The organism is Pedobacter suwonensis (genome assembly GCF_900111825.1).
GTDB classification, from domain to species: Bacteria; Bacteroidota; Bacteroidia; order Sphingobacteriales; family Sphingobacteriaceae; genus Pedobacter; species Pedobacter suwonensis.
The window spans coordinates 76964-101407 of the sequence record NZ_FOJM01000015.1; the positions used below are offsets into that span (position 1 = coordinate 76964).

22 protein-coding genes are annotated in these 24444 nt (G+C 38.4%); 8 read left to right on the forward strand and 14 right to left on the reverse strand.

Going from position 1 to position 24444, the window contains the following annotated elements; genetic code table 11:
- The first annotated feature begins 95 nt into the window (after nt 1-95).
- Together BM107_RS18535 and BM107_RS24760 are read left to right on the forward strand one after the other, a co-directional pair.
- Nucleotides 96-722: a LysE family translocator gene (locus BM107_RS18535; RefSeq protein WP_090986051.1), complete on the forward strand. Its 627-nt coding sequence runs from the start codon at nt 96-98 to the stop codon at nt 720-722.
- Between the two features lie 49 nt (nt 723-771).
- Entirely contained in the window at nt 772-912 is a 141-nt protein-coding gene (locus tag BM107_RS24760) for a hypothetical protein (RefSeq protein ID WP_159435283.1), read from the forward strand.
- A gap of 184 nt (nt 913-1096) precedes the next feature.
- On the opposite strand, the gene BM107_RS18540 is transcribed toward BM107_RS24760, so the two are convergent.
- Complete coding sequence (locus tag BM107_RS18540; protein ID WP_090986054.1) at nt 1097-2998, reverse strand: amidophosphoribosyltransferase; 1902 nt, start codon at nt 2996-2998, stop codon at nt 1097-1099.
- A gap of 221 nt (nt 2999-3219) precedes the next feature.
- Between BM107_RS18540 and BM107_RS18545 the strand changes: the two genes are divergently transcribed.
- From BM107_RS18545 to BM107_RS18560, 4 genes are read left to right on the forward strand one after another with little or no spacing between them, the layout of a single operon-like run.
- Nucleotides 3220-6000: a TonB-dependent receptor domain-containing protein gene (locus BM107_RS18545; RefSeq protein ID WP_139222310.1), complete on the forward strand. Its 2781-nt coding sequence runs from the start codon at nt 3220-3222 to the stop codon at nt 5998-6000.
- Between the two features lie 3 nt (nt 6001-6003).
- Entirely contained in the window at nt 6004-7335 is a 1332-nt protein-coding gene (locus tag BM107_RS18550; RefSeq protein ID WP_090986058.1) for a DUF4876 domain-containing protein, read from the forward strand.
- 35 nt (nt 7336-7370) lie between these two features.
- Complete coding sequence (locus tag BM107_RS18555; RefSeq protein WP_090986060.1) at nt 7371-8930, forward strand: DUF6850 family outer membrane beta-barrel protein; 1560 nt, start codon at nt 7371-7373, stop codon at nt 8928-8930.
- A 2-nt stretch (nt 8931-8932) separates the two neighbouring features.
- On the forward strand, nt 8933-10072 hold the full coding sequence (locus tag BM107_RS18560) for a cytochrome-c peroxidase (RefSeq protein WP_090986062.1): 1140 nt from the start codon (nt 8933-8935) through the stop codon (nt 10070-10072).
- A 240-nt stretch (nt 10073-10312) separates the two neighbouring features.
- Here BM107_RS18560 and murI read toward each other — a convergent pair whose 3' ends face one another.
- From murI to ubiE, 13 genes are all read right to left on the reverse strand, one after another.
- Nucleotides 10313-11128 carry a glutamate racemase gene (gene murI / locus BM107_RS18565; RefSeq protein WP_090986064.1) on the reverse strand — a complete coding sequence of 272 codons (816 nt, stop codon included), beginning with the start codon at nt 11126-11128 and terminating at the stop codon, nt 10313-10315.
- A 437-nt stretch (nt 11129-11565) separates the two neighbouring features.
- Nucleotides 11566-12144: an OmpH/Skp family outer membrane protein gene (locus tag BM107_RS18570; protein ID WP_090986066.1), complete on the reverse strand. Its 579-nt coding sequence runs from the start codon at nt 12142-12144 to the stop codon at nt 11566-11568.
- A gap of 64 nt (nt 12145-12208) precedes the next feature.
- The gene (locus tag BM107_RS18575) at nt 12209-12739 is read right to left on the reverse strand and encodes an OmpH/Skp family outer membrane protein (RefSeq protein WP_090986068.1); all 531 of its coding nucleotides are present in this window, start codon (nt 12737-12739) and stop codon (nt 12209-12211) included.
- Nucleotides 12740-12841: 102 nt separating this feature from the next.
- The gene (gene bamA / locus BM107_RS18580; RefSeq protein WP_090986069.1) at nt 12842-15385 is read right to left on the reverse strand and encodes an outer membrane protein assembly factor BamA; all 2544 of its coding nucleotides are present in this window, start codon (nt 15383-15385) and stop codon (nt 12842-12844) included.
- A gap of 149 nt (nt 15386-15534) precedes the next feature.
- Nucleotides 15535-16275, reverse strand: coding sequence for an isoprenyl transferase (locus BM107_RS18585; protein WP_090986071.1), 741 nt, complete (start codon nt 16273-16275; stop codon nt 15535-15537).
- Between the two features lie 19 nt (nt 16276-16294).
- Nucleotides 16295-17107 carry a type IX secretion system protein PorG gene (porG, locus tag BM107_RS18590; protein WP_090986073.1) on the reverse strand — a complete coding sequence of 271 codons (813 nt, stop codon included), beginning with the start codon at nt 17105-17107 and terminating at the stop codon, nt 16295-16297.
- A gap of 2 nt (nt 17108-17109) precedes the next feature.
- A complete protein-coding gene (locus tag BM107_RS18595) occupies nt 17110-17991 on the reverse strand; it encodes an NAD kinase (RefSeq protein ID WP_090986075.1) in 882 nt (293 codons plus the stop codon).
- Between the two features lie 9 nt (nt 17992-18000).
- Nucleotides 18001-18663, reverse strand: a complete 663-nt coding sequence (locus tag BM107_RS18600; protein WP_090986077.1) for a CBS domain-containing protein — start codon at nt 18661-18663, stop codon at nt 18001-18003.
- Complete coding sequence (locus BM107_RS18605) at nt 18664-19428, reverse strand: alpha/beta fold hydrolase (RefSeq protein WP_090986078.1); 765 nt, start codon at nt 19426-19428, stop codon at nt 18664-18666.
- Between the two features lie 173 nt (nt 19429-19601).
- Complete coding sequence (locus BM107_RS18610) at nt 19602-20048, reverse strand: GatB/YqeY domain-containing protein (protein ID WP_090986080.1); 447 nt, start codon at nt 20046-20048, stop codon at nt 19602-19604.
- A gap of 195 nt (nt 20049-20243) precedes the next feature.
- The gene (locus BM107_RS18615; RefSeq protein ID WP_090986082.1) at nt 20244-21002 is read right to left on the reverse strand and encodes an SDR family NAD(P)-dependent oxidoreductase; all 759 of its coding nucleotides are present in this window, start codon (nt 21000-21002) and stop codon (nt 20244-20246) included.
- An 88-nt stretch (nt 21003-21090) separates the two neighbouring features.
- The gene (gene porT, locus BM107_RS18620) at nt 21091-21888 is read right to left on the reverse strand and encodes a type IX secretion/gliding motility protein PorT/SprT (RefSeq protein WP_090986084.1); all 798 of its coding nucleotides are present in this window, start codon (nt 21886-21888) and stop codon (nt 21091-21093) included.
- Nucleotides 21885-22616 (reverse strand): bifunctional demethylmenaquinone methyltransferase/2-methoxy-6-polyprenyl-1,4-benzoquinol methylase UbiE, encoded by a 732-nt coding sequence (ubiE, locus tag BM107_RS18625; protein WP_208864415.1) that lies wholly within the window; start codon nt 22614-22616, stop codon nt 21885-21887. The genes porT and ubiE overlap by 4 nt, the downstream gene beginning before the upstream one ends.
- A gap of 163 nt (nt 22617-22779) precedes the next feature.
- On the opposite strand from ubiE, the gene yihA reads away from it, so the two are divergent.
- Together yihA and BM107_RS18635 are read left to right on the forward strand one after the other, a co-directional pair.
- Nucleotides 22780-23403: a ribosome biogenesis GTP-binding protein YihA/YsxC gene (gene yihA, locus BM107_RS18630; protein ID WP_090986086.1), complete on the forward strand. Its 624-nt coding sequence runs from the start codon at nt 22780-22782 to the stop codon at nt 23401-23403.
- Nucleotides 23404-23510: 107 nt separating this feature from the next.
- Nucleotides 23511-24368 carry a UbiA-like polyprenyltransferase gene (locus tag BM107_RS18635; protein WP_090986088.1) on the forward strand — a complete coding sequence of 286 codons (858 nt, stop codon included), beginning with the start codon at nt 23511-23513 and terminating at the stop codon, nt 24366-24368.
- The last annotated feature ends 76 nt before the right edge of the window (nt 24369-24444 follow it).

The following is a 24444-nucleotide window of genomic DNA, read 5'->3' on the forward strand; positions in this document are numbered from 1 at the left end:
TAACCAGTATTTTTTATGCAACCTATGCAACAAAAATAAATGTTACATCTTTAGGTATAAAATTGCATATTCGCATATCATAAACAATACAATGCATGTTTGAAGCTATATTACTAGGTATAGGAGCAGGGATTATTTCATCGTTTTTAACAGGGCCGGTATTTTTTGCAATGATTAAAACCAGCATCGAACGGGGTTTCAATGCTGGTTTCTCTTTAGCCATTGGCGTAATTATAAGTGATATTATTCTGATTGGACTGGTTCTTTTTGGTAGCCAGTTTTTTAATTATAAAGCAGAATTTGATAAATACGTAGGCAGTATTGGCGGTGTGTTTTTACTGGCGGTGGGGATTTATTACCTGGTTTCAAAAATTACTGTGCATTACGATAGCAATACACTCCAAAAAGTAAGCAAAAGAGGTTACGTGCTCAAAGGTTTTTTAATGTGCATCCTCACTCCTTCTACCCTCATGTTCTGGATTATTGTGAGCGGAATCATCTCTGTTAAGCTCAACAATATGCTTAACGAAAAACTGGTCTGCTTTTTTATTGCCATGGCCACACAACTTGGCATTGATGGCGCCAAAAGTTTTTACTCTAGCAAACTGCGTTATAAAATAAAAGAAGACGCGCTTAAAAAGCTGAATAAAATTGCCGGTGTAATAATCATCTTTTTTGCCTTCTGGCTCATTATTAAAACTTACCTGAAGTTTTACGCGTAAAACTTAACCTTCTGGCAAATTAATACCCACTAGTGTCTTAAACACTTTAGTGATTAGTAGCTTTTTTTTGGAAAGCAATGCCGGTGCTGCTATTAAGGTTCGTCCTGCCAATGCTGCAAGTCCTCACCCGGTGAAAAACCGGGTTCCGGGCTTTCCGCGTATGTCAGGTTTAGATGGGAAAAGCCTGTAACATCACGCAGACAACACTTTCATAACCAACTTACAATCAACAATTAACTGTTTCTTAGCGGTCAATATTTGTTTTTACACGCCATAGCCGTGTCCTCACGAACCGCAGCAAATAAACAAAAAAATAGCCCATATCAACGATATGAGCTATTTTATCTTATTCCTCACGGGAAATTTTGAAGCTACTAATAAGCCCTTTGGTTATTTCCTTCTTTCCAGTTCACAAAAGCTTTGTTAACTACCTTGTTTCCTCCCGGCGTAGGGTAGTTTCCAGAGAAATACCAGTCGCCTTTATTTTTCGGGCAAGCCTCGTGCAGGTTCTCTAAACTTTGGTAAATTACTTCAACCTCGGCTACAGTACCTTTAGGGGTAATGATCTGTGCAATCTTGGCCGAAATTTCTTCAGGCGTAAACGGCTTGTATATATCTTTAACGTGATTTACAATTTCCTCTTTAGGCAACAATAACGAAGCTTTACATTTGGCGTAAACATCTTCTATTACCTGCCACATGCCGCGCTCAGTTAACAATTGAATAGCTGCATCAAAAGCTACAAACTGTCCCATCCGGCTCATATCTATACCATAACAATCAGGATAACGAATTTGAGGTGCAGAAGAAACAATAATAATTTTTTTAGGATGTAAACGGTCTACAATTTTAATGATACTCTGTTTTAAGGTAGTACCCCGTACAATCGAATCGTCCAATGCGACCAAAGTATCCTGGTGATTGTTGATAATACCATATGTAGTATCGTAAACGTGTGCCACCATTTCGCTTCTATCTGCATCCTGCGTAATAAACGTACGCAATTTCACATCTTTAACCGCTAGCTTCTCCACCCTGGGCGCCATCGATAATAACTCGTCCAGCTGCTCGTCGTTTAGCTGCTCTTTTTTATGCAAAAGGGTGTCTTTCTGGTGCCTGCGTACATATTGCTGAACACCATCAACCATTCCGAAAAACGCAACTTCTGCTGTATTTGGAATAAACGAGAATACCGTATTCTTTAAATCGTAATTAACGGACTGAAGAATTTTATCACTCAATAAACGCCCCAGCTGTTTACGTTCACGGTAAATTTCCACGTCACTTCCTTTTGAGAAATAGATGCGCTCGAATGAGCAAGATAGTCTTTCAGTAGGCTCGCGGAACTGCTCCATGCTTACCTCGCCGTTTTTCTTGATAATTAAAGCATGACCTGGATCGATCTCTTTAACGTCTTTAAAAGGGATATTAAATGCGGTTTGTAAAGCAGGTCTTTCAGAAGCTGCAACCACAATCTCATCGTCGTAATAATAATATGCCGGACGGATACCTGCCGGATCGCGCATGATAAACGAATCGCCATTACCGACCATACCACAGATCGAATAACCTCCATCCCAGGTTTTGGCCGAGCGGCGAAGGATATTGGCAATATCCAGGTTATCAGATATTTTGTGCGTAATGGCAACGTTATCGTGTCCTTCTTTTTTGTACTGATCAAAAAGCTCCTGGTTTTCATCATCCAAAAAGTGACCGATTTTTTCCAATACGGTTACCGTATCTGCTTTTTCCTTTGGATGCTGCCCCAATTCGTACAACTGTTCCAATAACTCATCCACATTGGTCATGTTAAAGTTACCGGCAATAACCAGGTTGCGGGTCATCCAGTTGTTTTGCCTTAAAAAAGGATGGCAATTTTCGATGCTGTTTTTACCATGTGTACCATAACGCAAATGGCCCAATAAAACTTCGCCAATAAAGCTGACATTGTTTTTGAGCCATTCCGTATCCTGCATTAATTCAGGGGTGTTTTCCTGGATATCAACAAATTTGTTCTGCACATATTCGAAGATATCGGCCACTGCATTAGAAGCCATGCTTCGATATCGGCTAATATACCTGCTGCCTGGTTTCATATCCAGTTTAATGGTGGCAATACCTGCGCCGTCTTGGCCCCGGTTATGCTGTTTTTCCATTAAAAGGTATAATTTGTTAAGGCCGTAAAGTGCTGTACCGTACTTTTGCTGGTAGTAAGAAAGTGGTTTTAACAGGCGAATAAAAGCGATTCCGCATTCGTGTTTTATCTGATCACTCATTATATGGATTTGAAGGCGCAAAGTTATCCTTTTAAATATTCAGAACCTAAACAAAAGTGTTTTCTTTTGTGATGATGAGTTTTATCTGACAGATGATACAATAGACCGCTTCTGCATTTCCCAAGTTAAAAACCTGTATGATTAATTAGAATAATTCTAAATAACTTGCAAAAACAAGTTGAAATTAACATTTTTGCATCATTATTAAGATTTAGTCTAAATTGAAACAAATTTACACATCACTAGTATTATTCTTTATTTGTTCGTCGGTAATGGCGCAGGTAAGAAATATGGTAATTGGCACTGTAGTCGATCCGCAGAACAAGCCTTTGGAGCTTGTTAACGTTAAAATTTTAGAAACCAATCAATATGCAATTACAGACAAAAATGGTTTGTTCAGGATTAACGGCTCTGAAACGAATAATATCCTAACCCTCGAATTTTCCTATATTGGTTATCAGAAGTTAAGCTTACCCGTAACCGTTAAAGCAGGAGAAACCAATCTTGGAAACATCCGGTTAGAGGTTTTAGATCTAAGTTTGGAGAACATTGAAATTAATGCCAAGCGGAATTATTCGGGTTCAACCAACTCCTCGCTGATTATTACAAGGGATTTAATTGAACAAACTCCGGCATTGAGTGTAAACGATCTGTTGAATCAGATTCCGAATAGGAAAATCCAGCCGCCTTCTCTTCAAAATGTACAAAATATTAATTTAAGGGCTGCTTATGCTCCTACTACTGATGGGAAAGGCGCTTTCGAACTAAATAATGCATTTGGAATTGCTATAGTTATGGATGGGAATACCATTAGTAACAATGCAAACATGCAAAGCTTTAATGCTGGCAGGACCGGTGGCGTAGGCTCAGCATTTGTAAAAAGTGGAAGTTACGGAATCAGAGGGACTGGGAATGATAAAACAGGTTATACTGGTGACTATACTTTTGGAGGTACCGATTTAAGGCAAATTCCAGCTGATAATATTGAAAGCATAGAGGTAATACCTGGGGTGGCACCCGCAAAATATGGTGATTTAACCGATGGAGCAATTATTATTGAACGACAAGCGGGTAAATCTCCAGCCTATGTCAGAATGCAGTTACGCGATAATGCCACGTCATATAGTTTCTCCAAAGGCTTTGAAATCAGTCCAAGATACGGCGCTGTAAATGTGGGCATTAATTATGTTAACTCGTTCGAGGATAACCGCGATAAATTAAAAGCTTACCGAAGAATCAATACAAACGCGATGTGGACAAATTCTTTTAGCAATACCAGGCAATTAAAAAACACCTTCAGCATAGATTATGGCAGAAACCTTGATGGCATAAAATTCGACCCGGATGACGAAAAAAGTACCCGAACAAAATTCGATAGCTGGAATTTTAGTGTTGCAAACAGAAGCAACTATCGTTTTAATAACGGTTTTCTAAAAAATATTGGTCTAAATTTAAGATATGCAGAAGGACATCAGGTTAGTTATAAGGAAGAGTTAGTTAATGATGCATATGTATTATACAGTACGGCAACAACTACCGGAATACACGAAGGATATTACGATTCAGGTATCTACACTGCAAAATCATTAATAGATGGTCGTCCGATAAATGCAGCCGCTAATTTAGATTTTACCGGAGGGTTTGCAACAGGAAGTCTTGTGCATAACCTATCTTTCGGCACTAGTTTTAGCTACAGTGCAAACAAGGGATTGGGCCAAACGATTGATCCGAACGAGCCACGGGGTACCACAAGAGTTGCAAACACATCGCTGGGCACAAAAAGCTCAGAACGTTATTATGACTTCAGATTGGCCCTGGCACAAAAAGACCTTGGCTTTTATATCGAGGATCTCTTTACAGCGACACTACTAGGCAAGCCATTAAATGTAAGAGCAGGGATGAGAACTGATATACAAAATGGCTATACATCTTTTTCTCCAAGAACAAACATCAATTACGAGGTTAATAAGAACTTAAGATTTGGTGTTGCCTATGGTTTATCATATAAATCGCCGGGCTTAGCACAGCGTTTTCCTGGACCAACCTTTTTTGAAATACCTTTACTAAACGCATATAATGGCAAGGTAAATGAAAGTACCTATTTGGTTTATGTAGAACGTTACGAACCTACAAGTGTAGGATTAAAGCCGTCAAAAAGTGAAAGTATTGAGCTTTCAGCCCAATTAAAAATCAATAAATTTAGTCTTTCACTGACGGCCTTCAACAAAAAATCGAGAGACGGAATATCTACTGTCCAAAATTTACAGAGCATTTTCCTTCCTAGCTATACTGCAACCCTCAATGCGGGGGCGAAGCCAACAATTAATCAAACAGGAACAAAAGCTTACGCAATTAATTATTCAACATTTAAAAACGATCTTTTATCTGATAATCAGGGATTTGAAGCCATTTTAAATACACCAGAGATCAGCGAGATTAAAACCTCTTTTAATATTAGCGGCGGACTTTTTAAAACTAAATCGCGTTCGGTTCATAATTTGTTAAGCAGTGAAATCCCCAACACAATTACAACAGACCCGAACTATGCTTATATTGGCGTTTATGAGCCAAAAAATACCAGAGCTTATTTCAGCAACGGGAGAATTACCAGCTTAACCCATGTACCCAAATTAAGCCTCGTGGTTTCATTTATTGCCGAATTCCAATTACTGGATAAAGTTATCAATACCGAAAGTTCAAGAATCCCATTAGGTTATTACACCAGTACCAATCAGTATATAGCCATTACAAATTTCGATAGGAATAACTCTTCTTATGGCCATTTGTATAAAACGCCAGAGCAACAGGCCGAAGCCAACCTTCCCCGTATATTCTCTAACTACCACATGAGCATTGCAAAAGAGATTAAGAAACGTTTCAAATTCGCATTTAACGTTTATAATGTGTTCAATTATCAACCATATTATGTTACTCCTGCGGGAACATATAACTATCCAAACAGCAGCCCGACTTTTGGTGCTGAATTATCGATTAAACTATAGACGATGAAAAAAACTATATTCGCAATCGCTGTTATTGTATTTCTTTTCTCTGCCTGCAAAAAATACCAGGGCGCTATACCAGAAATCCATCCGGTTCAGTTTAAGGTGATCACATCATACGCTTCAGATAACCTGGCAAAGGCTTTACCCTTAAGCAAAGTGAAGTTGACTTTCAAGAACAATAAAAATAACAAAGAAAATATTTATTCTACCCAAACTGATGGCACGTTTTCTTTAGATTCAATTTCGCCGGGAAGCTATGATATTTCAGCCTCCATAGAAATTTCAGCTTCCGAATATTCTACTCTTACAGGAGAAACCGTATCTAAAAATGTGGTTTTTAATGCTTCAGAAAAAGCAAGGACTATTACCATTGAAAACGGTCAAAGTATTCATTTAAAACTTATCGCAGGCCCAACAGGCCCATGGGTAATCAAGCAAATCTATTTTGCAGGGTCTAATACCACAACCGGTGCTTCTTTTAGAGATCAATTTATTGAGATTTACAACAACTCTGATTCTGTATTATATGCTGATAGTTTGTATATCGGGGAAGCATTGGGCATCCAAAACTTCACTGCCGTAAATATTTACAGGCAACCGAACAGCCAGTATGACTGGAGTAAATCGCAAGGTATGCCTACAAATATTGATGCCAATAATGATTATGTTTATACGAGAGCACTATTGATGATACCTGGAACTGGAAAGCAATATCCGGTTCAACCGGGCAATAGTATTGTACTTGCACAAACTGCAGTAAACCACAAAGCACCTTTTACCGGTTCTGACGGAAAGGTAATTGCAGCGCGAGACCCATCCTTAACAATCGATTTGAGTGGTGCAGATTTTGAAGCCTATTATGCCCCTTTCCTACCCCGACCTCTCGCTTCCGATATAGATAATCCTTTAGTGCCCAACGTTGACGTTTTATCTTACAACGGAACTGATCTGATTTTGGAAACAAGTGGCAGAATGGGATACATCATATTTAAAAACCCTGGTACAACAGCTATTAAAGATTTACCAAAATACCCATATCCAACCATTGCTCCGCCAAGTGCTAGTGCTGACAGATATTATCAAATTCCCCGGTCCTTCATCATTGATGCAGTAGAGACGCAAACCAATGTAGCAACATCAAGAGTACCTAAAAAACTTATTGCAAGCCTTGATGCATTATATACCTACGTACCCAATGGGATATATTCTTCTCAATCTGTAATCAGAAAAACAGAAGCCATCATGAATGGCAGGATCATTTTAAAAGACACCAATAACTCAGCAGAGGATTTTGACTTCCTTCCACTTGCTAATCCCAGGGGATTTAAATAATTATTATATGGGTCAAAATAACCCACAACATAAAAATGAAGCATAAAAATATTTTATATATACTTTTAATTTTTGGCACTGCATTCAGGGCATCAGCCCAAATTAACGATGCGCAGCATACCGCAACAGATGCCAAACAATTCTCTGCAGACTCAGTGCAATTTGGCGCTTATGATTTCGCAAAAATCAGCCCTTTTTTCATTAAAAAGCTAATGCCCATAACTTTTAATAGTTTAAAGCTTAACCAGGTTTTTGAAAAAGGTACTTTGATGAAAGCCCAAGATGCATCAAAGGTAAGTACCACTTTGTTAAGCACGGAGGGAGTTTCACAACTTAATTCGATCACATTGTGGGGATTGTTCTCATACAACAGATCGGTAGAAGACAGCACATCGTTTTCTCATCAAACCCGGAATAATTTGGCAAACCCTTATTATTTTGGCTCAGTTAAAAATTTAAATTATCAAAGAACAGTTTATAATCTGAAGGCTTCAGCAAGTAAAAATTTACTAAATGATCATTTAAACGTTGGCTTAGGAACCGATTATAGGATAGGCAACCATTACTCTACGAATGATCCACGTGGCGAAATCAGCGACTACCAATTAAATTTACTTGCCTCAGTAGGTTATCATATTACAAAAGAACTAGCCCTGGGTGCAGCTTACAGACATGGCTACGGATTGGAAAAGGTAAACGTTGCATATAAAAACAGTAGTCTTTCTCAAGGCAAAGTAATTCCTGAATTTACGAACTATTTAATAAACGGGTATGGTGAAGGCGAAGAGTATAATGAAAGAAGAACCGTTCAAAACAACCAGATAAGGAACGGCTTTGATGCTTATTTAAGCTTTGAAAATAAAAAGTTGGGAAGCTTTAATTTTATCTTCCAGACATCTAGGGAGAAACAAAAATTTGATTACAGAACTTCACTGGCGATTACTGAATATATCAACTTTAATCTGGTAAGTGAAAACTATCGTCTTTTTTGGTTAAAGAAAACAGCTTCAATTGCATTAAGTATAAACGTTAGTTATAAATCAAATACCGGCGATAATTACATGAATGTTTATTTAGCAAACAGTTACCTATTTAGGAACAAGTCATTGGGTACACAGGCTTACTACAGCATAAGAAAGAACCAATTTACCCATAACTTTGGTTTGGGTCTGAAACAGTATGAAGAACGTAAACAAGATGGCATTGCCGGAAATGATATCAGATTTAACCAGCTAATCTACTCACTTAGTTATGGTGTAAACCATCAAAACAAAAACAAACACAACTGGGGCATCAGCTTAACCGGTTTATACAACCAGTACCTTAATTCTGATTTCAGTGTACTGCTGGCTAACGAAGGTGTTTTTACTAAGAATGTAATTTACTACGACTATGCCTATAATACGACCTCAAAATTTGGTGTTGGCTTATCAAGTGATTATAGTATCCCGATGTTCAAACAAATTCAGGCCGGAATTAAACTTGGACTTAGCTATTGGAGAAGAGACGAGCTAAAAGATTTCGGTAGAATATTAACAAATACTCCCGGCAAAGACCGCTTTTCTTCCAACATCAGCTTAAACCTTTATTTTTAAACATGAGTAAAATTTTTGTCATCCTTTCCTTAATCCTTAGTGGGTTGATCTTGTTTTCATTTCAATCGGCCAATTTTAATGATGACGATGAATTGAGTATTGATAGCCTGCGCAAAGTTTATTCAAAACCGACAAGCCAATGGCCCAAACCTACGGTAGATGCAGGCGCCGTTTTTCAGGAACTTGGTGAACTTCCTCCCTCGCCTGTCGATTTAAAAAATGATTCGGTGAAAAGTGTGGTGGAGTTAGGAAAAATTTTATTTTTCGATCCACGTTTATCAGGCTCAAACCAAATCTCCTGCTCGAGCTGCCATGCGCCAGATTTACACTGGACTGATGGCCGCCAGGTATCTATTGGACACGATCATTTGGCCAATATCCGCAATGCCCCGTCTTTAGAGAATGTGTGGTTTTACAAACGCCTGTTTTGGGATGGCCGTGCAAGCAACTTAGAAGAACAAGCTGGTAGTCCGGTAGCTGCACATAATGAAATGCACCAGGATATGAAAGCACTATCTAAAAAACTGAGTAAGATAAAAGGTTATCAACCTTATTTTAAATCTGCATTTGGTTCAAAAGAAATTACCAATAAACGTATTTTCGAGAGCCTGGCCACTTTTCAGCGTAGTATTGTTAGCCGCAGAACACCTTTCGACCGTTTTCTAGGAAAAGATAAAAAAGCGCTTACTGATCAGCAATTGATGGGTTTACACCTGTTCCGTACTAAAGCACGTTGTATCAATTGCCATAATGGTCCCTTATTTACGGATAACGAATTCCATAATGATGGGTTAACTTACTACGGACGTAAATACGAAGATTTAGGATTATATAACGTAACCAAAAAACCGGAAGATGTGGGCAAATTTAAAACCCCGGGTTTAAGAAATGTAATGAAAACAGCCCCTTGGTTCCACAATGGCCTATTTCCTGATATGGATGGCGTAATGAACATGTACAATGTGGGCATGCCCGTACAAAGGGTAAAGCCAGAACAGGTAAACGATCCGCTTTTGCCTAAAAACGATAAATTGTTAAAGGGCTTAAAACTGAGCAAAGCCGAGAAAGATGCTGTTGTTGCCTTTTTAGATGCCCTATCATCGCCAGCGGTATTAGTTAGGGTTGAGCAGTTACCGCAATAGTTAGTTTGGAGTTGGGAGTTTGGAGCTTACAGGTGGCAGTTTTCAGTTGGCAGTTAACAGTCTCTTAACCACTTTGAACAGTTGAACATTTAACTTCTTGCCTGAGTTAGCATTTTAGCGTTTGGTATACCCAATAAACAACTCACCGACGAACTAATCACCCAATGGCCTAATGACAAATGACCAATGACTAATGACCGATAAACCAATGACCAATAAACAAATGACCAATAAACTACCTTACATCTTACCCGATTTCAATGCTTCGCCAAAAAAGATAGAGGCATGCTCATCGAATGCAACCGGATCGCCGCTGGTGTAAAAAGATCGCTCACCCTGTTTGCCCAGCTTTTGTTCAATTTCCGGATGCCTTGCCAAGTAATCTACCAAACTATTGGCTACAATATCACCTTGTGCCAAAATGTTGATGTAATCAGGAAATATGGTTTTTAATTTAGGCAATAATAAAGGGTAATGCGTACAGGCCAGCAATACACAATCGATATCGGCCGATTGTTTTAGCAGCTGACTACAGTATTCATTGATAAAGAAATCGGCCCCTGGCTCTAAATGCTCATTATTTTCGATCAATGGTACCCACATTGGACAACTTTGCTGGTACACTTGTATATCAGGGAAAAATTTATTGATTTCCAAAAGGTAGGATTTCGAATTAACGGTTCCTCTGGTGCCCATTACCCCTACTTGTTTGGTACTTGTGTACTGGTCGATTACTTCGGCTGTAGGTCGGATTACGCCGAGTACGCGCCGATCTGGATACTTAGCAGGTAAATCGCGCTGTTGAATGGTTCGAAGTGCCTTAGCTGAAGCGGTATTGCAGGCGAGTATTACTAAATGGCAACCTTTGGCAAAGAGCCATTCTACACATTCTAAAGTGTATTTGTAAATGATATCAAAAGCATGATCGCCATAAGGCGAACGGGCATTATCACCTAAATAAATATAGTTGTAATCTGGTAACCGATCGGCAATAGAGCGGAATACCGTTAAACCACCGTAACCTGAATCGAAAATACCTATCGGTGATGCCTGCATTGTTGAAAGTTAAATGGTGAAATGTTGTAAAGTTAGCTTAAATGTTTGATGGTTGAAGAGTTATGCAAGCAGAACCTTATAACTTAACTTTGCAAATGATGTAATAAGCGTTTAAGAAAGTCCTTCGACAGGCTACCATTGACAGAATCTAGTAGTCGCGTCGTCATTCTCGCGCATGCGGGAATCTTAAAGCGCTTGCATTAAGATTCCCAATCAAGTTGGGAATGATTATTTTTCTAGGGACATTAACTAATAAAATTTATCTGTCAATCACATTTATTATAGATTTCTTGAGAACGCTACCTTCTAAATGATGATCTCATTAATTAAGACGCTGAAACAAGTTCAGCAAGACGACACTTAATAAAACAAAAAAGCGGAACTAAGTTACACTTAATTCCGCTTTGTCATTCAGACTAAAGACTTCTGACTGAAGACTATTTCTTAGGCGCAGCTGGTTTTGCAGCAGTAGCTGAAATACCTAATTTAGTTTTAACTGCAGCGGTAATATCATCGCCACCATCCCAGAATACTAAATTGTTACCACCTTGACCGTTTGCAATATCAAACACGTAAGCCAAACCTTTTTCTTTAGCGATAGCAGAAATTGCATTTGCAACTTTAGCCTGGATAGGTTGGAATAATTCACCTTGTTTGGTACCTATATCTTGTGATGCTTTAGTACGTGCATCGGTAATGCGTTTTTCCAAGTCCTGTAATTCCTGACCGGCAGCTTGTAATTCTTTACCTACTGTTTCTTTATTCGCCTCACTTAACGTTTTTTGTTTATTCTCTGCAGCAGCCATTTTAGTCTGATATTCTTTGATCATGGCATCAATATCAGCTTGCTTTTGTTTACCTAAAGTTTCTAAGGTAGTTTGAGCTGTTTTAGCTTCAGGTAAATTTGCAAAAACCTCTTCAGAATTAATGTGACCTAATTTTTGTTGTGCACTTGCCATATTCGCTGTAAACAATAACCCCGCTGCTACAAAGAATACGTTAATTAACTTTCTCATCGTTTTACTTTACTTTTTTTATTTTTTTCTGTTTGTTTTTCTTCAAAAATCAGGGACGAATATACTAATTATTTACGGTCCCTGGTTTATAACCTAATTTTACAATTACATCATTACTCACATCGTAACTACTACTGGCATAAATCATCATTGTGGCCTCACTGCTCTTGTCGAAAATGAAGTCTAAATATTTAGATTTTGCGATCTGTTTAATGGCTTCGGCCACTTTATCCTGAATAGGCTTAATCAGTTTCACCCTGCTTTGAAATAGATCTCCGTCTGGCCCAAACTTAGAGCGTTGAAATTCTTTAGCTTGTTTTTCTTTTTCTATAATCTCGTTTTCGCGGCGTTTGCGCATATCATCAGTTAATAAAACCTGATCTGCCTGATAAGCCTTGTACATCCGGTCAATTTCTGAAAAATTCTGATCAACCTGCTGCTGCCATTGTTTAGATGCTACATCCAACTGGCTGAGTGCCGATTTATATTCTGGCAAATGTTTCAATATATACTCGCTGTCTACGTAAGCAAACTTTTGCGCAAAAGCACCAAAAGAAGTGCAAAGCAGGAATGCGATAAAAAGATACTTTTTCATTTGTGTATGTGTTTTAATGATATAGTTAATAACCTAAGCTTTCTTTAAACTCTTATTGCAATGATTTATTGCATAATTAGTTAATTTTTTGTTCTTTATCAATTAAAATCCACCTAATTGTTGTGCGATACTGAAAGTAAAGTTTTGTTTACCGCCATCTTGAACGCCAGGAATCCTATCAAATGCATGTCCGTAATCGATACCCAATAAACCAAATATAGGTAGGAAAATACGTGCACCAACACCAACTGATCTTCTCACATTAAAAGGATTAAAATCACCAAATCTATTCCAGGTATTACCAGCTTCAGCAAAGGCTAAAACGAAGGCTGTTGCCTGCTGACTCGCAATTACCGGATAACGGGCCTCCAATACATATTTGGTATAAATCGGGCTACCAGATTGTTGTGCAATTCTTGGGTCAGAACCATTTGGTATCACAGCGTTGTTGGCATAACCGCGCATAGCAATTAACTCAGAACCCTGTAAGAAATCGAATCCCTGCATACCATCACCCCCTAGTTTAAAACGTTCGAATGCAGACTGGCCAACGGCTTTGTTATACTGCCCCAGGAAACCAAATTGTGCCTGGGCCTTAACTACCAGATTGCCCACTACTCTCTGATACCATTGCGAATCAAATTTCCATTTATGGTATTCTGTAAAACGGTATTTCTCTTTGTCAGATGCCGTAGCATAGTTTGTTTTATTCAACAATGAAAACGGTGGTGTAGCCTGAACGGTGAAACGTAAAAACGATCCTGATTTAGGAAAAATCGGCGAATCTCTTGAATCACGGCTGATCTCTTGTGATAAACTCAAGTTATAAGATGTACCTGTATTAAATAAATATCCTGAATAATTGTTCAAAATATATTGTTGTAAACTTACCGCATGAGACAACTGGAAATAGTTATCAGGCCAGTTTAATCTTCTTCCGAGACTCACGGTTACCCCGTTTAAACGGATTTTTTGAAATAGAGCATCTCCGTTACTTAAACCATTTGATTGCAATGAAGTAAATGCACTTACCCCAAAGCTTACCGGTTTCTCACCACCAAACCATGGTTGCGAAAAGGAGAAGCTATATGATTGGTAATATTTACCGTTGGTTTGCCCACGTAAGCTTAATTTCTGTCCATCGCCTTTTGGCAATGGTTTATATGCTTTTAAATTGAACAGGTTACGTAGCGAAAAGTTATTGAAAGTTAAACCTAATGTACCAATGATCCGGCCACCGCCAAACCCACCAGATAGCTCGATCTGATCTGAAGGTTTTTCTTCTACTGCGTATTCAATATCCACAGTACCGTCAGCCGGGTTAGGGCGAGGTGTAGGTACCGTTTTAGACTCATCGAAGTTACCTAACTGACCAATCTCGCGAATGGTACGGATTAAATCGCTTTTGTTAAATTTCTGTCCCGGTTTAGTACGGATCTCACGTAAAACAACTTTGTCATTTGTAATGGTATTTCCTTTCAGCGTGATGCGGTTGTTGGTGTACTGCGGTCCTTCATACATACGTAATTCCACATCAACAGTATCTCCGTAAATTCGGGTCTGTACCGGATCGATATTAAAAGTTAAGTATCCGTTATCGGTATACATACTGTTAATGTCTCCACCGTTTTCACCACCCCCATTTAATTTTTTATTTAATCTTTCTTCGCTAAAAACATCACCTTTCTCAATCGTTAATACTTTATTTAAAATACTATCCGGATAAATTGCGTTACCTGCCCAGGTAATATTACCGAAATAATACTTTTTGCCTTCATAAAGGTCCATCCTGATGTTAACCTTTTTATCATTATATTGGTAAATGGTATCTTTTAACAATTCTGCATCGCGATAACCTTTCTCGTGCATTTTAGCAACCATTTTTACCTTGTTCTCTTCATATTTCTCTTTTGAGAATTTTCCGGAACCCCAGAAACGCCACCAGGCAAATTGTTTAGGGTTTTTAAGAAACTTTCTGAGTTTTGCTGATTTGAAATCCTTATTTCCGGTAAAATCAATGTGTTGTACTTTAACACGGTGTCCTTTATCAATATAAGCTTCCAGGACTACACTGTTTTCTGCATTCGGATCCTTGCGCGTTTTGTAATCGATTTTTGTAAAGAAAAAGCCTTTATCCAATAAATATTTTTTAACAATAGCAGATGTGGTATTGTATAGGTTATCGTTTACGATTTTACCTGTTTTATCGTTCAGTTTTTCCTGAATGGCAGTTTTTTCAGATTTGCGAACACCTTTTAAATCGATAGAACTTAAACGCGGACGTTCTACTACTTCAATTTCAAAATAAACAGAATCCTGAACAAATTTTTCGACGTTAAGTTTAACATCATCAAACAGGCCCTGCGCCCACAATGTTTTAATCGCATCAGAGGTAGCCTCGCCAGGAAGAACGATTTTATCGCCTTTGGTCAACTTAGATAAGGTGATTAATACCTCTTTATCTAAATACTGGGTACCTGTTACAGTTGTACCTCCGATAATATACTCTTTCGGACTAAAATAATCGAGATCTAAGCCACCAACCTTTAACGAAGGGGTTACCGGAGCCTGACCTTGTGGACGTATTTGAGCGAAGGCCGGAGCGGCTAAAATGAGTAGGATTAAAACCTGAAATATTCTTTTCATTAAAATTATTTGTTCAGTAATGACCAAAAGGTAACGATGTTTTATAAAGCAGATTGCCTTTATGTTGTTCCCTTATTATGGTTTCATTTATCGTATAAAAGTGGTGCTAAGTTAGTTTAAACGCTTGTTAAAAAGTGTTAAAAGAAAAATTAGTTTAACTGTTCACTAATTTTACCAAAACGGCGTTCGCGTTTTTGATAGTCTACAATAGCCTCGAAAAGATTTTCACGTCTGAAATCCGGCCATAAAACATCAGTAAAATAAAACTCGGTATAAGCCATTTGCCAAAGCAGGTAATTGCTGATCCGGTGTTCGCCACTGGTCCTGATCATGAGTTCAGGATCGGGTATATTTACGGTTGTGAGTTTAGATGCAAACAGGTCTTCGTTAATATCATCCAGTGAAATGACATTTTCTTTTACAGCTGATGCAATTTTTTTAGCGGCTTCGATAATCTCCCATTTTGCACTATAACTTAAAGCAAGTGTTAAAGTACATTTTTCATTATGGGCGGTTTTCTCCATCGCTTCTTTTAAATCATCAATACACTCCTGAGGCAAAGATGCAATATTGCCAATGGCATTCAGCTTAACATTGTTTTTATTAAGTGTTTCAGTTTCTCTGTTGATGGTTGAAATTAGAATCTGCATCAAAGCATCTACTTCTTCTTTGGGTCTGTTCCAGTTTTCGGTAGAAAAAGCATACAAGGTAAGGTATTCGATACCCACTTCCACACAACCTTCTACAATATCTTTTACAGAAAGTACACCATGCTCATGTCCGAAAACCCGCACTTTGCCCTGGCCTTTAGCCCATCTTCCATTACCATCCATGATTACGGCAATGTGCTTCGGCAGGCGGCTATAGTCTATTTGTTCTTTAAATCCCATTAATTATGTCAAAATCAGCTTAAAAGGAATAGCATTTTGAGGATACAAAGGTAAAAGATATGCCAATACTAACAAATAGATAAGTATCCCTTTTTCTAAAATCGCCTCTTTGGGTGCCCGGCATTCCAATCTGGTTAGCTGAAGGATCAGATAAATTAACCCAGTAATCTCCGCTTTTAACATAAGCTGGATTAGTTGGATACCTTCCGCTTACATCATCAATATAATCTGTAAAAGGCGTCCTGTACCCCAATTCGGTAAAAACACTCCATGTAGATTTGTAATTATACCGTAGCCCAAGGCCATACGGAATAGTTAACACAGCATTATTATAGCCATTTTCCTGACCTTCGGTGGCTACTCGGTCTAACCGGTATTTTTCACCATAAACATTTACAGTCGGTTTAAACATAAGAAAACCCAGCCCTGTAAAAAGATAGGGCGTAAACTGACGCGTTCCGCCGCCTAGGTTAAAATTAAAAAAATTGAAATCTACCAGTCCGCTAAACTCATTTAACGTTGTTTTAAAACGCAGGTTTCTTTGGCGGAACTGTTCATTACGCGAATCGGCATCATCTGCCCTGATCTCTCCATAGGTGTAATTTAAACGGATGCCAACATATTGATTAAAATTCCGTTTTACATAAGCACCGCCTGAGAAACCACTTACCTGCAATGGATTATTCTGGTTAAGATCGCCCATATAACCTGCTCCGCCAGCCATCATCCCAACTTCCCAGGAAGGGTTGCCCACCACTGTACGCTGTGCACTAACCAGCTGCGTATTAACAATGAGAAGTAGAATAATTAACAGCTGTTTGCCTGGAGCCATACTCAATAGTTACGGGTATCTATACCCCACAATAATTTATTCCTTAACGTGTTTAAATAGGTTTCATTATTAAGGCGGATAAGATTTAAGCAAAAATCTGCCTTTTTAATGCTAATTTTTACTGAACGCTCTACAGTAACTGTCCGGCTATCACACGAAACCAAAAACTTTGATTCTCTGGCTTCTACCTCGAAAGAGAGTTTATTGCCATCTGGCACAACAACCGGCCGTACATTTAAATTATGTGGCGCAATAGGTGTAATGACAAAGTTTTTAGAATCCGGATAAATAATTGGTCCACCGCAACTTAAAGAGTAAGCTGTAGAACCTGTTGGGGTTGCAATAATTAATCCATCGGCCCAGTAAGAGTTGATGAATTCATTGTTCATTGAGGCATGAATAATCATCATCGCCGAATTATCGCGGCGGTGAATGGTAATATCGTTCAAGGCAAAGTTCTCTTCACCAAATAAACCATTATCTGATTCCAGCCTTAAGAGCGATCTGGAATCTAAGGTATATTCTTTATTGATCAAGGCATGGAGTGCCGATCCGATTTCATTTTTATTGATACTGGCCAGAAAGCCAAGGCGGCCAAAGTTGATCCCAATTACAGGGATGCCTGAATTGCGAATCAATGATAAAGTATCAAGCAATGTACCGTCTCCACCTAAGCTCAACAATACATCTGCACGTTCCTTTAGTTCGGTATGGTTATGAAAAATAATGGTATTGGCCGGAAGTTTTATCTTCCCATGTAGCGATGTTTTAAATTTAGCATATAAAACAGGCTGAATATGATGTTCGGCTAAATGATTAAAAACCTCTTGTACATAGGGCAAAACCGTATCATTAAAATCCCTTCCGTAAATTGCAATCCTCATAAAGCAGGTTTATACATTTAAATAGTTCATGAAAGAATCGTAACGCTCCTGCGATCCATCATCAATCTGGGTGTTATTGTATACCTCTTTAACCAGATAATCATATCTTTCGAAAGCGGCTACCAATGAAGTAATTTCTGTTTTATTTACTTTGAGCGTTACCTCTAAACGCGTAGAATCTTCGAAAGAATTTACATACGAAGAGAGCACCTGTGTATTATCGGCTTCAACAATCTGGGCAATGTGGGCCAATGAATTATCGCGGTTACCGATTTCCAGAACAATAATTCCGCCTGCCTCATTTACGGCATACTGTTCGGCCATGGCATTCACCATACTGATTACAGGGATTAAACCGGCGTAGTTTTTATGTTGATCCAAAACCGGAACGGCTGTTAAATTTAACTGGTTGAACAAACGGAGTACATCGTAAGCATGAGCATTACTAAACACAAATACATGAAGTATGTTTATGGCATTATCGCTTAGAAGCGTATCGTGATTAACAATGTTCAACAAATCATCTTCAGATACCAACCCCAATAAAGTTCCCTCGTTAACAACGGGCAAATGCTTTAGTTTAAAATCGTTCATACGATCTAAAGCTTTCTGTACCGTGTCATCGGCGCTTAATGATGGAATTGCATCTGATATGATTTCTGCTGCAAACATTTACTTTAACAATATTCTATCTAAAAACTTTTCTAAAAATGCATTAAATATCTGTGGGTGTTCCATCATAGGCGCATGCCCGCATTTATCAACCCAGTTTAATTCGGAGTTAGGCAACAGTTGGTGAAATTCTTCTGCCACTTCCGGTGGTGTAACCTTATCGTTTTTGCCCCATATCAATGAAACCGGTATGGTAATTTTGGAAAGGTCTTTAGCCATGTTGTGGCGTATGGCCGATTTTGCCATGGTCAAAATACGGATCACCCTTGATCTATCGTTAACTGTTTTAAAAACATCATCAACCAGTTCTTTGGTTGCCGTTGCAGGATCGTAAAAAGTAAACTCTACTTTTTCCTTGATATAATCGTAGCTCTCTCTACGCGGGAAAGACCCTCCAAAAGCATTTTCATATAAGCCAGAACTACCTGTAAGTACCAACGCCTTAACAAACTCCTGATGTGCCACTGTAAACACTAAGCCAACATGACCGCCAAGCGAATTGCCGATAAGCACTACCTGGTTTAAATTTTTATATTTTAAAAAGCGGTGAAGATATCTTGATAATGCTTTTACGCCCAATGTTAAAATAGGCAGTTCGTAAATTGGTAAAATTGGAATAATTACCCTATAACGATCTTTAAACTGTTCTATAACCTGTTCCCAATTGCTGAGTTCGCCCATTAGGCCGTGTAGCAATACCAGTGTCTCGCCTGTTCCAGCTTCAATGTATTTAAATCCGTCTTCTTCTTTTATCGGGTAAGTCATATCTATTTTAGATGGTATTGTAATACTAAGTTAGTAGAGTAAAATTAAATTTATGCATTTATCAGCCATTTTTCTGAAATAAAATCGAAAACGGTATAAAAACGTCTTTTGCAAAGCGTAAAGCGATAAGCGTCGGCGATTGTTAACCTTCTGCCTTTAAACTTTTACCGCAATTAAGCGAGTTTTTCTTTAACGATCTCTGCAATTAATTTACCATCAGCTTTACCGGCAAGTGCTGCATTTGCCATCCCCATTACCTTACCCATATCTTTAACCGATGTGGCGCCAGATTGTTTGATTACCCCTTCAATAATTGAGGCTACCTCTTCCCTGTCTAATTGTTTTGGCAGGAATTGATTAATTACCTCAATTTCCTCGTTTTCTACCTGATATAAGTCTTCACGGTTTTGTTGCCTATAAATATCAGCCGATTCACGGCGCTGCTTAATCAGTTTCTGAAGAATTTTGATTTCCGCTTCTTCTGTAATTTCTTCTGAAGACCCTTTTTCTGTTTTAGCCAACAGTAAAGCTGCCTTTATTGCTCTTAAGCCTCTTAACTGTGCATTATTTTTAGCCAGCATGGCTTTTTTAATTTCCTGATCTATTGTATTTGATATCATTTTCTTTTAATCGTTAATCGGTTAATTGTTCAAATCGGTTAATCGCAGAAACACATAGTTCTAAAACCTAATTTGTTCTTTTGTAGTTGGTTATTTTTTCAAACCGGTTAATTGTACAGTTATCAATTTAAACAGTTTCAAAGGTTAGTCGCCTGAGCAGTTAACCAATTTATACAGTTTATACAGTTAACCTAACTAACCTCTATTTACTACCGTTGCGGTAGCCTGCGCAGTTGGCATAATGAGCATGTCGTTGATATTAACATGTTTTGGCCTGCTCACAACGTACCAGATGGCATCGGCAATATCATCGGCAATTAGTGGTTCCAGGTTTTCGTATACCTTTTTTGCACGGTCTTCATCACCTTTAAAACGCACCACCGAAAATTCAGTTTCTACCATACCCGGATTAATTTCAGTAACCTTTATGCCATGGGGCAATAAATCGATACGCATGCCTTTGCTCAAAGCATCTACCGCATGTTTACTGGCACAATATACGTTTCCGTTTGGATAAACTTCTTTACCGGCAATAGAACCAATGTTGATAATATGTCCTGACTGATTGGGAATCATCCAATTGGAAACAATTTTAGTGACATAAAGCAAACCTTTCACATTGGTATCAATCATGGTGTCCCAATCATTTGTGTCACCTTTATCAATAGGATCTAAACCCTGGCTTAAGCCCGCATTGTTGATCAGAACATCAACCTTTTTCCATTCTGCTGGCAAGGCCTCTAAAGCAGCCGTGAGGCTTTTGTTATTGCGGACATCAGACAAAACCTGCTGAATGTTAATGGCATATTTATCTTCCAAATGATGAGCAATTTTGGCCAAACGATCATTTCTGCGGGCCAGTAATATCAGGTTGTAACCTTGCTGAGCAAATGTATGGGCACAAGCTTCACCAATACCAGAGGTTGCACCTGTAATTAATGCGATTTTAGACATTTCTATGAATTTTAAGTCTCGGTAAAGCTTTTTAAAAAAGCTTTAATTTACCTATACCAACAAAGGTAAGTTTTTTTGGATTGCCTGACTATTGAAAAATCAAACTGAATGTTAATTGACGTAATTTCAACTTATCTATCGGATTGGCATAAACGGTATTGTCATGCTGCAGCAAATCGTTAGCCGAATAGGAGAGTTTTATTTCGGGAGACATTTTAAAATACTCAAAATAAATATCAAAACCAATACCTGTTTCGTACGACAGGTAATTCCTTTTATTTTTTAAAAACTTGTTTACGGCCGCTTCTCCCTCATCGAAGGTTTTCTTTTTCGAAGCGATATCAATTGAATATTTAGCTCCGCCAAGCCAATACATCCTAAAATTATTCAACCGGTTCGATTTAACCTTTATGCCTAAGGGAAATTCGAACATGGTTGCCTGTACTTTCTTGTCAACTACTGTCTGGAAGTTTTTAGTTTGCCCGTTGCCCACATCAATCGGGGCCATAGGCTCATACTCATAAGTGACTACCCGATCACTAAAAATAAGCGAAGGTGTTGCACGGATATCAAAGTTGTCTGAGATCATTCTGTTCATCACAAACCCTAACCCAAAGCCTTGAGACGGAGCACTGGAAATAGCATTTAAGTTTGGAGTAATTGGAATGCCCGAATTTGGATCATATGATGGATCAAGCGCGTTTGGCACTTCATAAAAAGGCGATCGCCAGTTTGGCTTTTTATGAATTTTGTATTCGGCCGATATGTACTGAAAATTAAAACCAAAACTCCAGTCTTCATCATCTATCCCCCCGCCCCAGTTTTGCGCAAAGGTGGCTGTAGAGACCATCAAAAGTGAAAGAATGAAGCTTAATTTTCTGATCATTTAGTTCCTACATATATCGAACTTATTCCAAACGTTAAGATTCTTTGTTTGGTACTTTTAAACCCAACTTTTTCCATCAGGCTGGTAAAATCCTCTCCGTCTGGGAAAGCGGCTACCGATTCTGGCAGATAAGTATAGGCTCTATGGTCTTTCGAAAAGAGTTTTCCAAAAAAAGGCGTTACCTGCTTAAAGTAAAAACTATACAACTGTTTTACCGGAAAAACTTTTGGTTTCGAAAATTCCAGAATCACCATTTTACCGTTGGGCTTTAATACCCTGTACATATCGGCTAATCCCTTTTCAAGATTTTCGAAGTTGCGCACACCGTATGCGCAGGTAATGGCATCGAACGTATCGTTTTCAAAATGCAGCCCCTCAGAATCGCCTACCTGAACGGTAAAAACTTCATTTAAAATACGTTCGTTAATTTTCTTCCTGGCCACGTCTAACATGCCCTCCGAGATATCAACACCAATTACGCGTTCCGGATGAAGCTTTTTTATGGCCTCAAAAGCAAAATCACCAGTTCCGGTGGCCACATCAAGTAAAGTTCTTGGATGGATAGATACCAGTTCTTTAATGGCTTTTTTGCGCCATAACACATCAATCCCTAAAGAAAGAAAATGGTTTAAAAAATCGTAAGTTCCAGAAATGTTGTTGAACATGGTTGCAACCTGCTCTTTTTTAGTTGCATCTTCTACCTGGTATGGAGTAATATTCTGATTCATGATATGAAGCAAAGATAGATAAAAGTCGGGAGTCTTTAATCCGGAGTCCCAAGTCTTTGGTGCAAAGTATTCACCGTAGTGTCAAAAATCAGATTAAAGAACATCAGTTTGTACTTCCGACTTCGGACTTCGGACTTCGGACTCAAAACCATACCTTTGTACTATGATTATCAAAACCGCAACATTTGTTTGCAGCAACACACAGATTTCGGCATTACCGGCACCACTTATGCCTGAATATGCTTTTATTGGCCGCTCTAATGTGGGTAAATCTTCATTGATCAACATGCTGGTTAATCAACATGGATTGGCCAAAACTTCTCAGCGCCCCGGAAAAACACAGTTGATTAATCACTTTTTAGTTAACGAAGCCTGGTATATTGTCGATTTGCCGGGTTATGGTTATGCAAAGGTTTCTAAAACCAGCAGAGAGAAATGGGAGAAATTTATCCGGGCATACATCACTAAAAGAGAAAGCTTACAATGCGTTTTTGTTTTGATAGACAGCCGTTTAGAGCCGCAGGGAATTGATATTGAATTCTGCTACTGGTTAGGTGAAAAACAAATTCCCTTTTCGCTGATTTTTACCAAAGCAGATAAACAAGGGATGACTACCACCCAGAAAAACGTTGCGGCCTTTAAGAAAAAGCTGGGCGAATTTTTTGAAGAAATTCCGGCTACTTTTATCACTTCTGCTGAAAAAGGAACCGGAAAAGATGAAGTTTTAAACTTCATTTATGAGGTAAATAAAGATTTCGTCGTTCCGACAGACTATAAGAAGTTTTAAACATTTTCCAGTCTGCTGTACACAATTTCAGTTTAACGTCTAAAATCTGTGTAATCAAATAACTAAAATCTGTGTAATCAGATAATCTGTGTCATCATCTTAAAAAAATGAAAAAATACTTTTCACTCGTATTATTCGCTCACTCTGTTTTTGCGCTGCCATTCGCCATGATTGGTTTCTTCTTGGGCGTAACTACAACAGAAAATCCATTTTCATGGTATAAACTTATTCTGGTTTTGCTTTGTATGGTTTTTGCCAGAAATTCGGCCATGGCTTTTAACCGCTACCTCGACCGGAATATTGATGCGAAGAACCCAAGAACCAAAATGCGCGATATCCCGGCAGGAAAAGTTTCGGCCAATGAGGCACTTACTTTTGTCATCATCAATTGCCTGCTATTTGCCATTACCACTTATTTTATTAATCCACTTTGTTTCTATTTATCGCCAGTGGCTTTATTTGTGGTTTTGTTTTATAGTTACACCAAACGTTTCACTGCACTTTGCCACCTGGTATTGGGCCTTGGCCTCGCCCTTGCCCCTATTGGTGCCTATATTGCCGTAACCGGACATTTTGCACTGGTGCCTGTACTTTACTCGTTAACCGTATTGTTCTGGGTAAGTGGGTTTGATATCATATATGCGCTTCAGGACGAAGAATTTGACCGAGAAGAAAAATTACATTCCATCCCATCAGCACTTGGCATTAAAAATGCTTTGAATGTTTCTGTGCTATTGCATATACTTTCGGCTGCCTGTGTTATTTTGCCTGTGTTTTTTTCATCCTTTAGCTGGGTTTATTACGTAGGTATTGTGTTTTTCTGTTCAATGCTTGTTTATCAGCATTTACTAGTAAAACCAAATGATATCAGCAAAGTAAACAGGGCATTTCAAACCTTAAACGGTTATGCATCTGTAGTGTTTGCCATATGCTTTTTAATAGACGCGTATTTAAGACATAAATAATTGAGTGAATGATTGAATTTTGAATGAGAGATTATAACATTTCGTCATAAAACCATTCACGCCTTCAATCATTCCC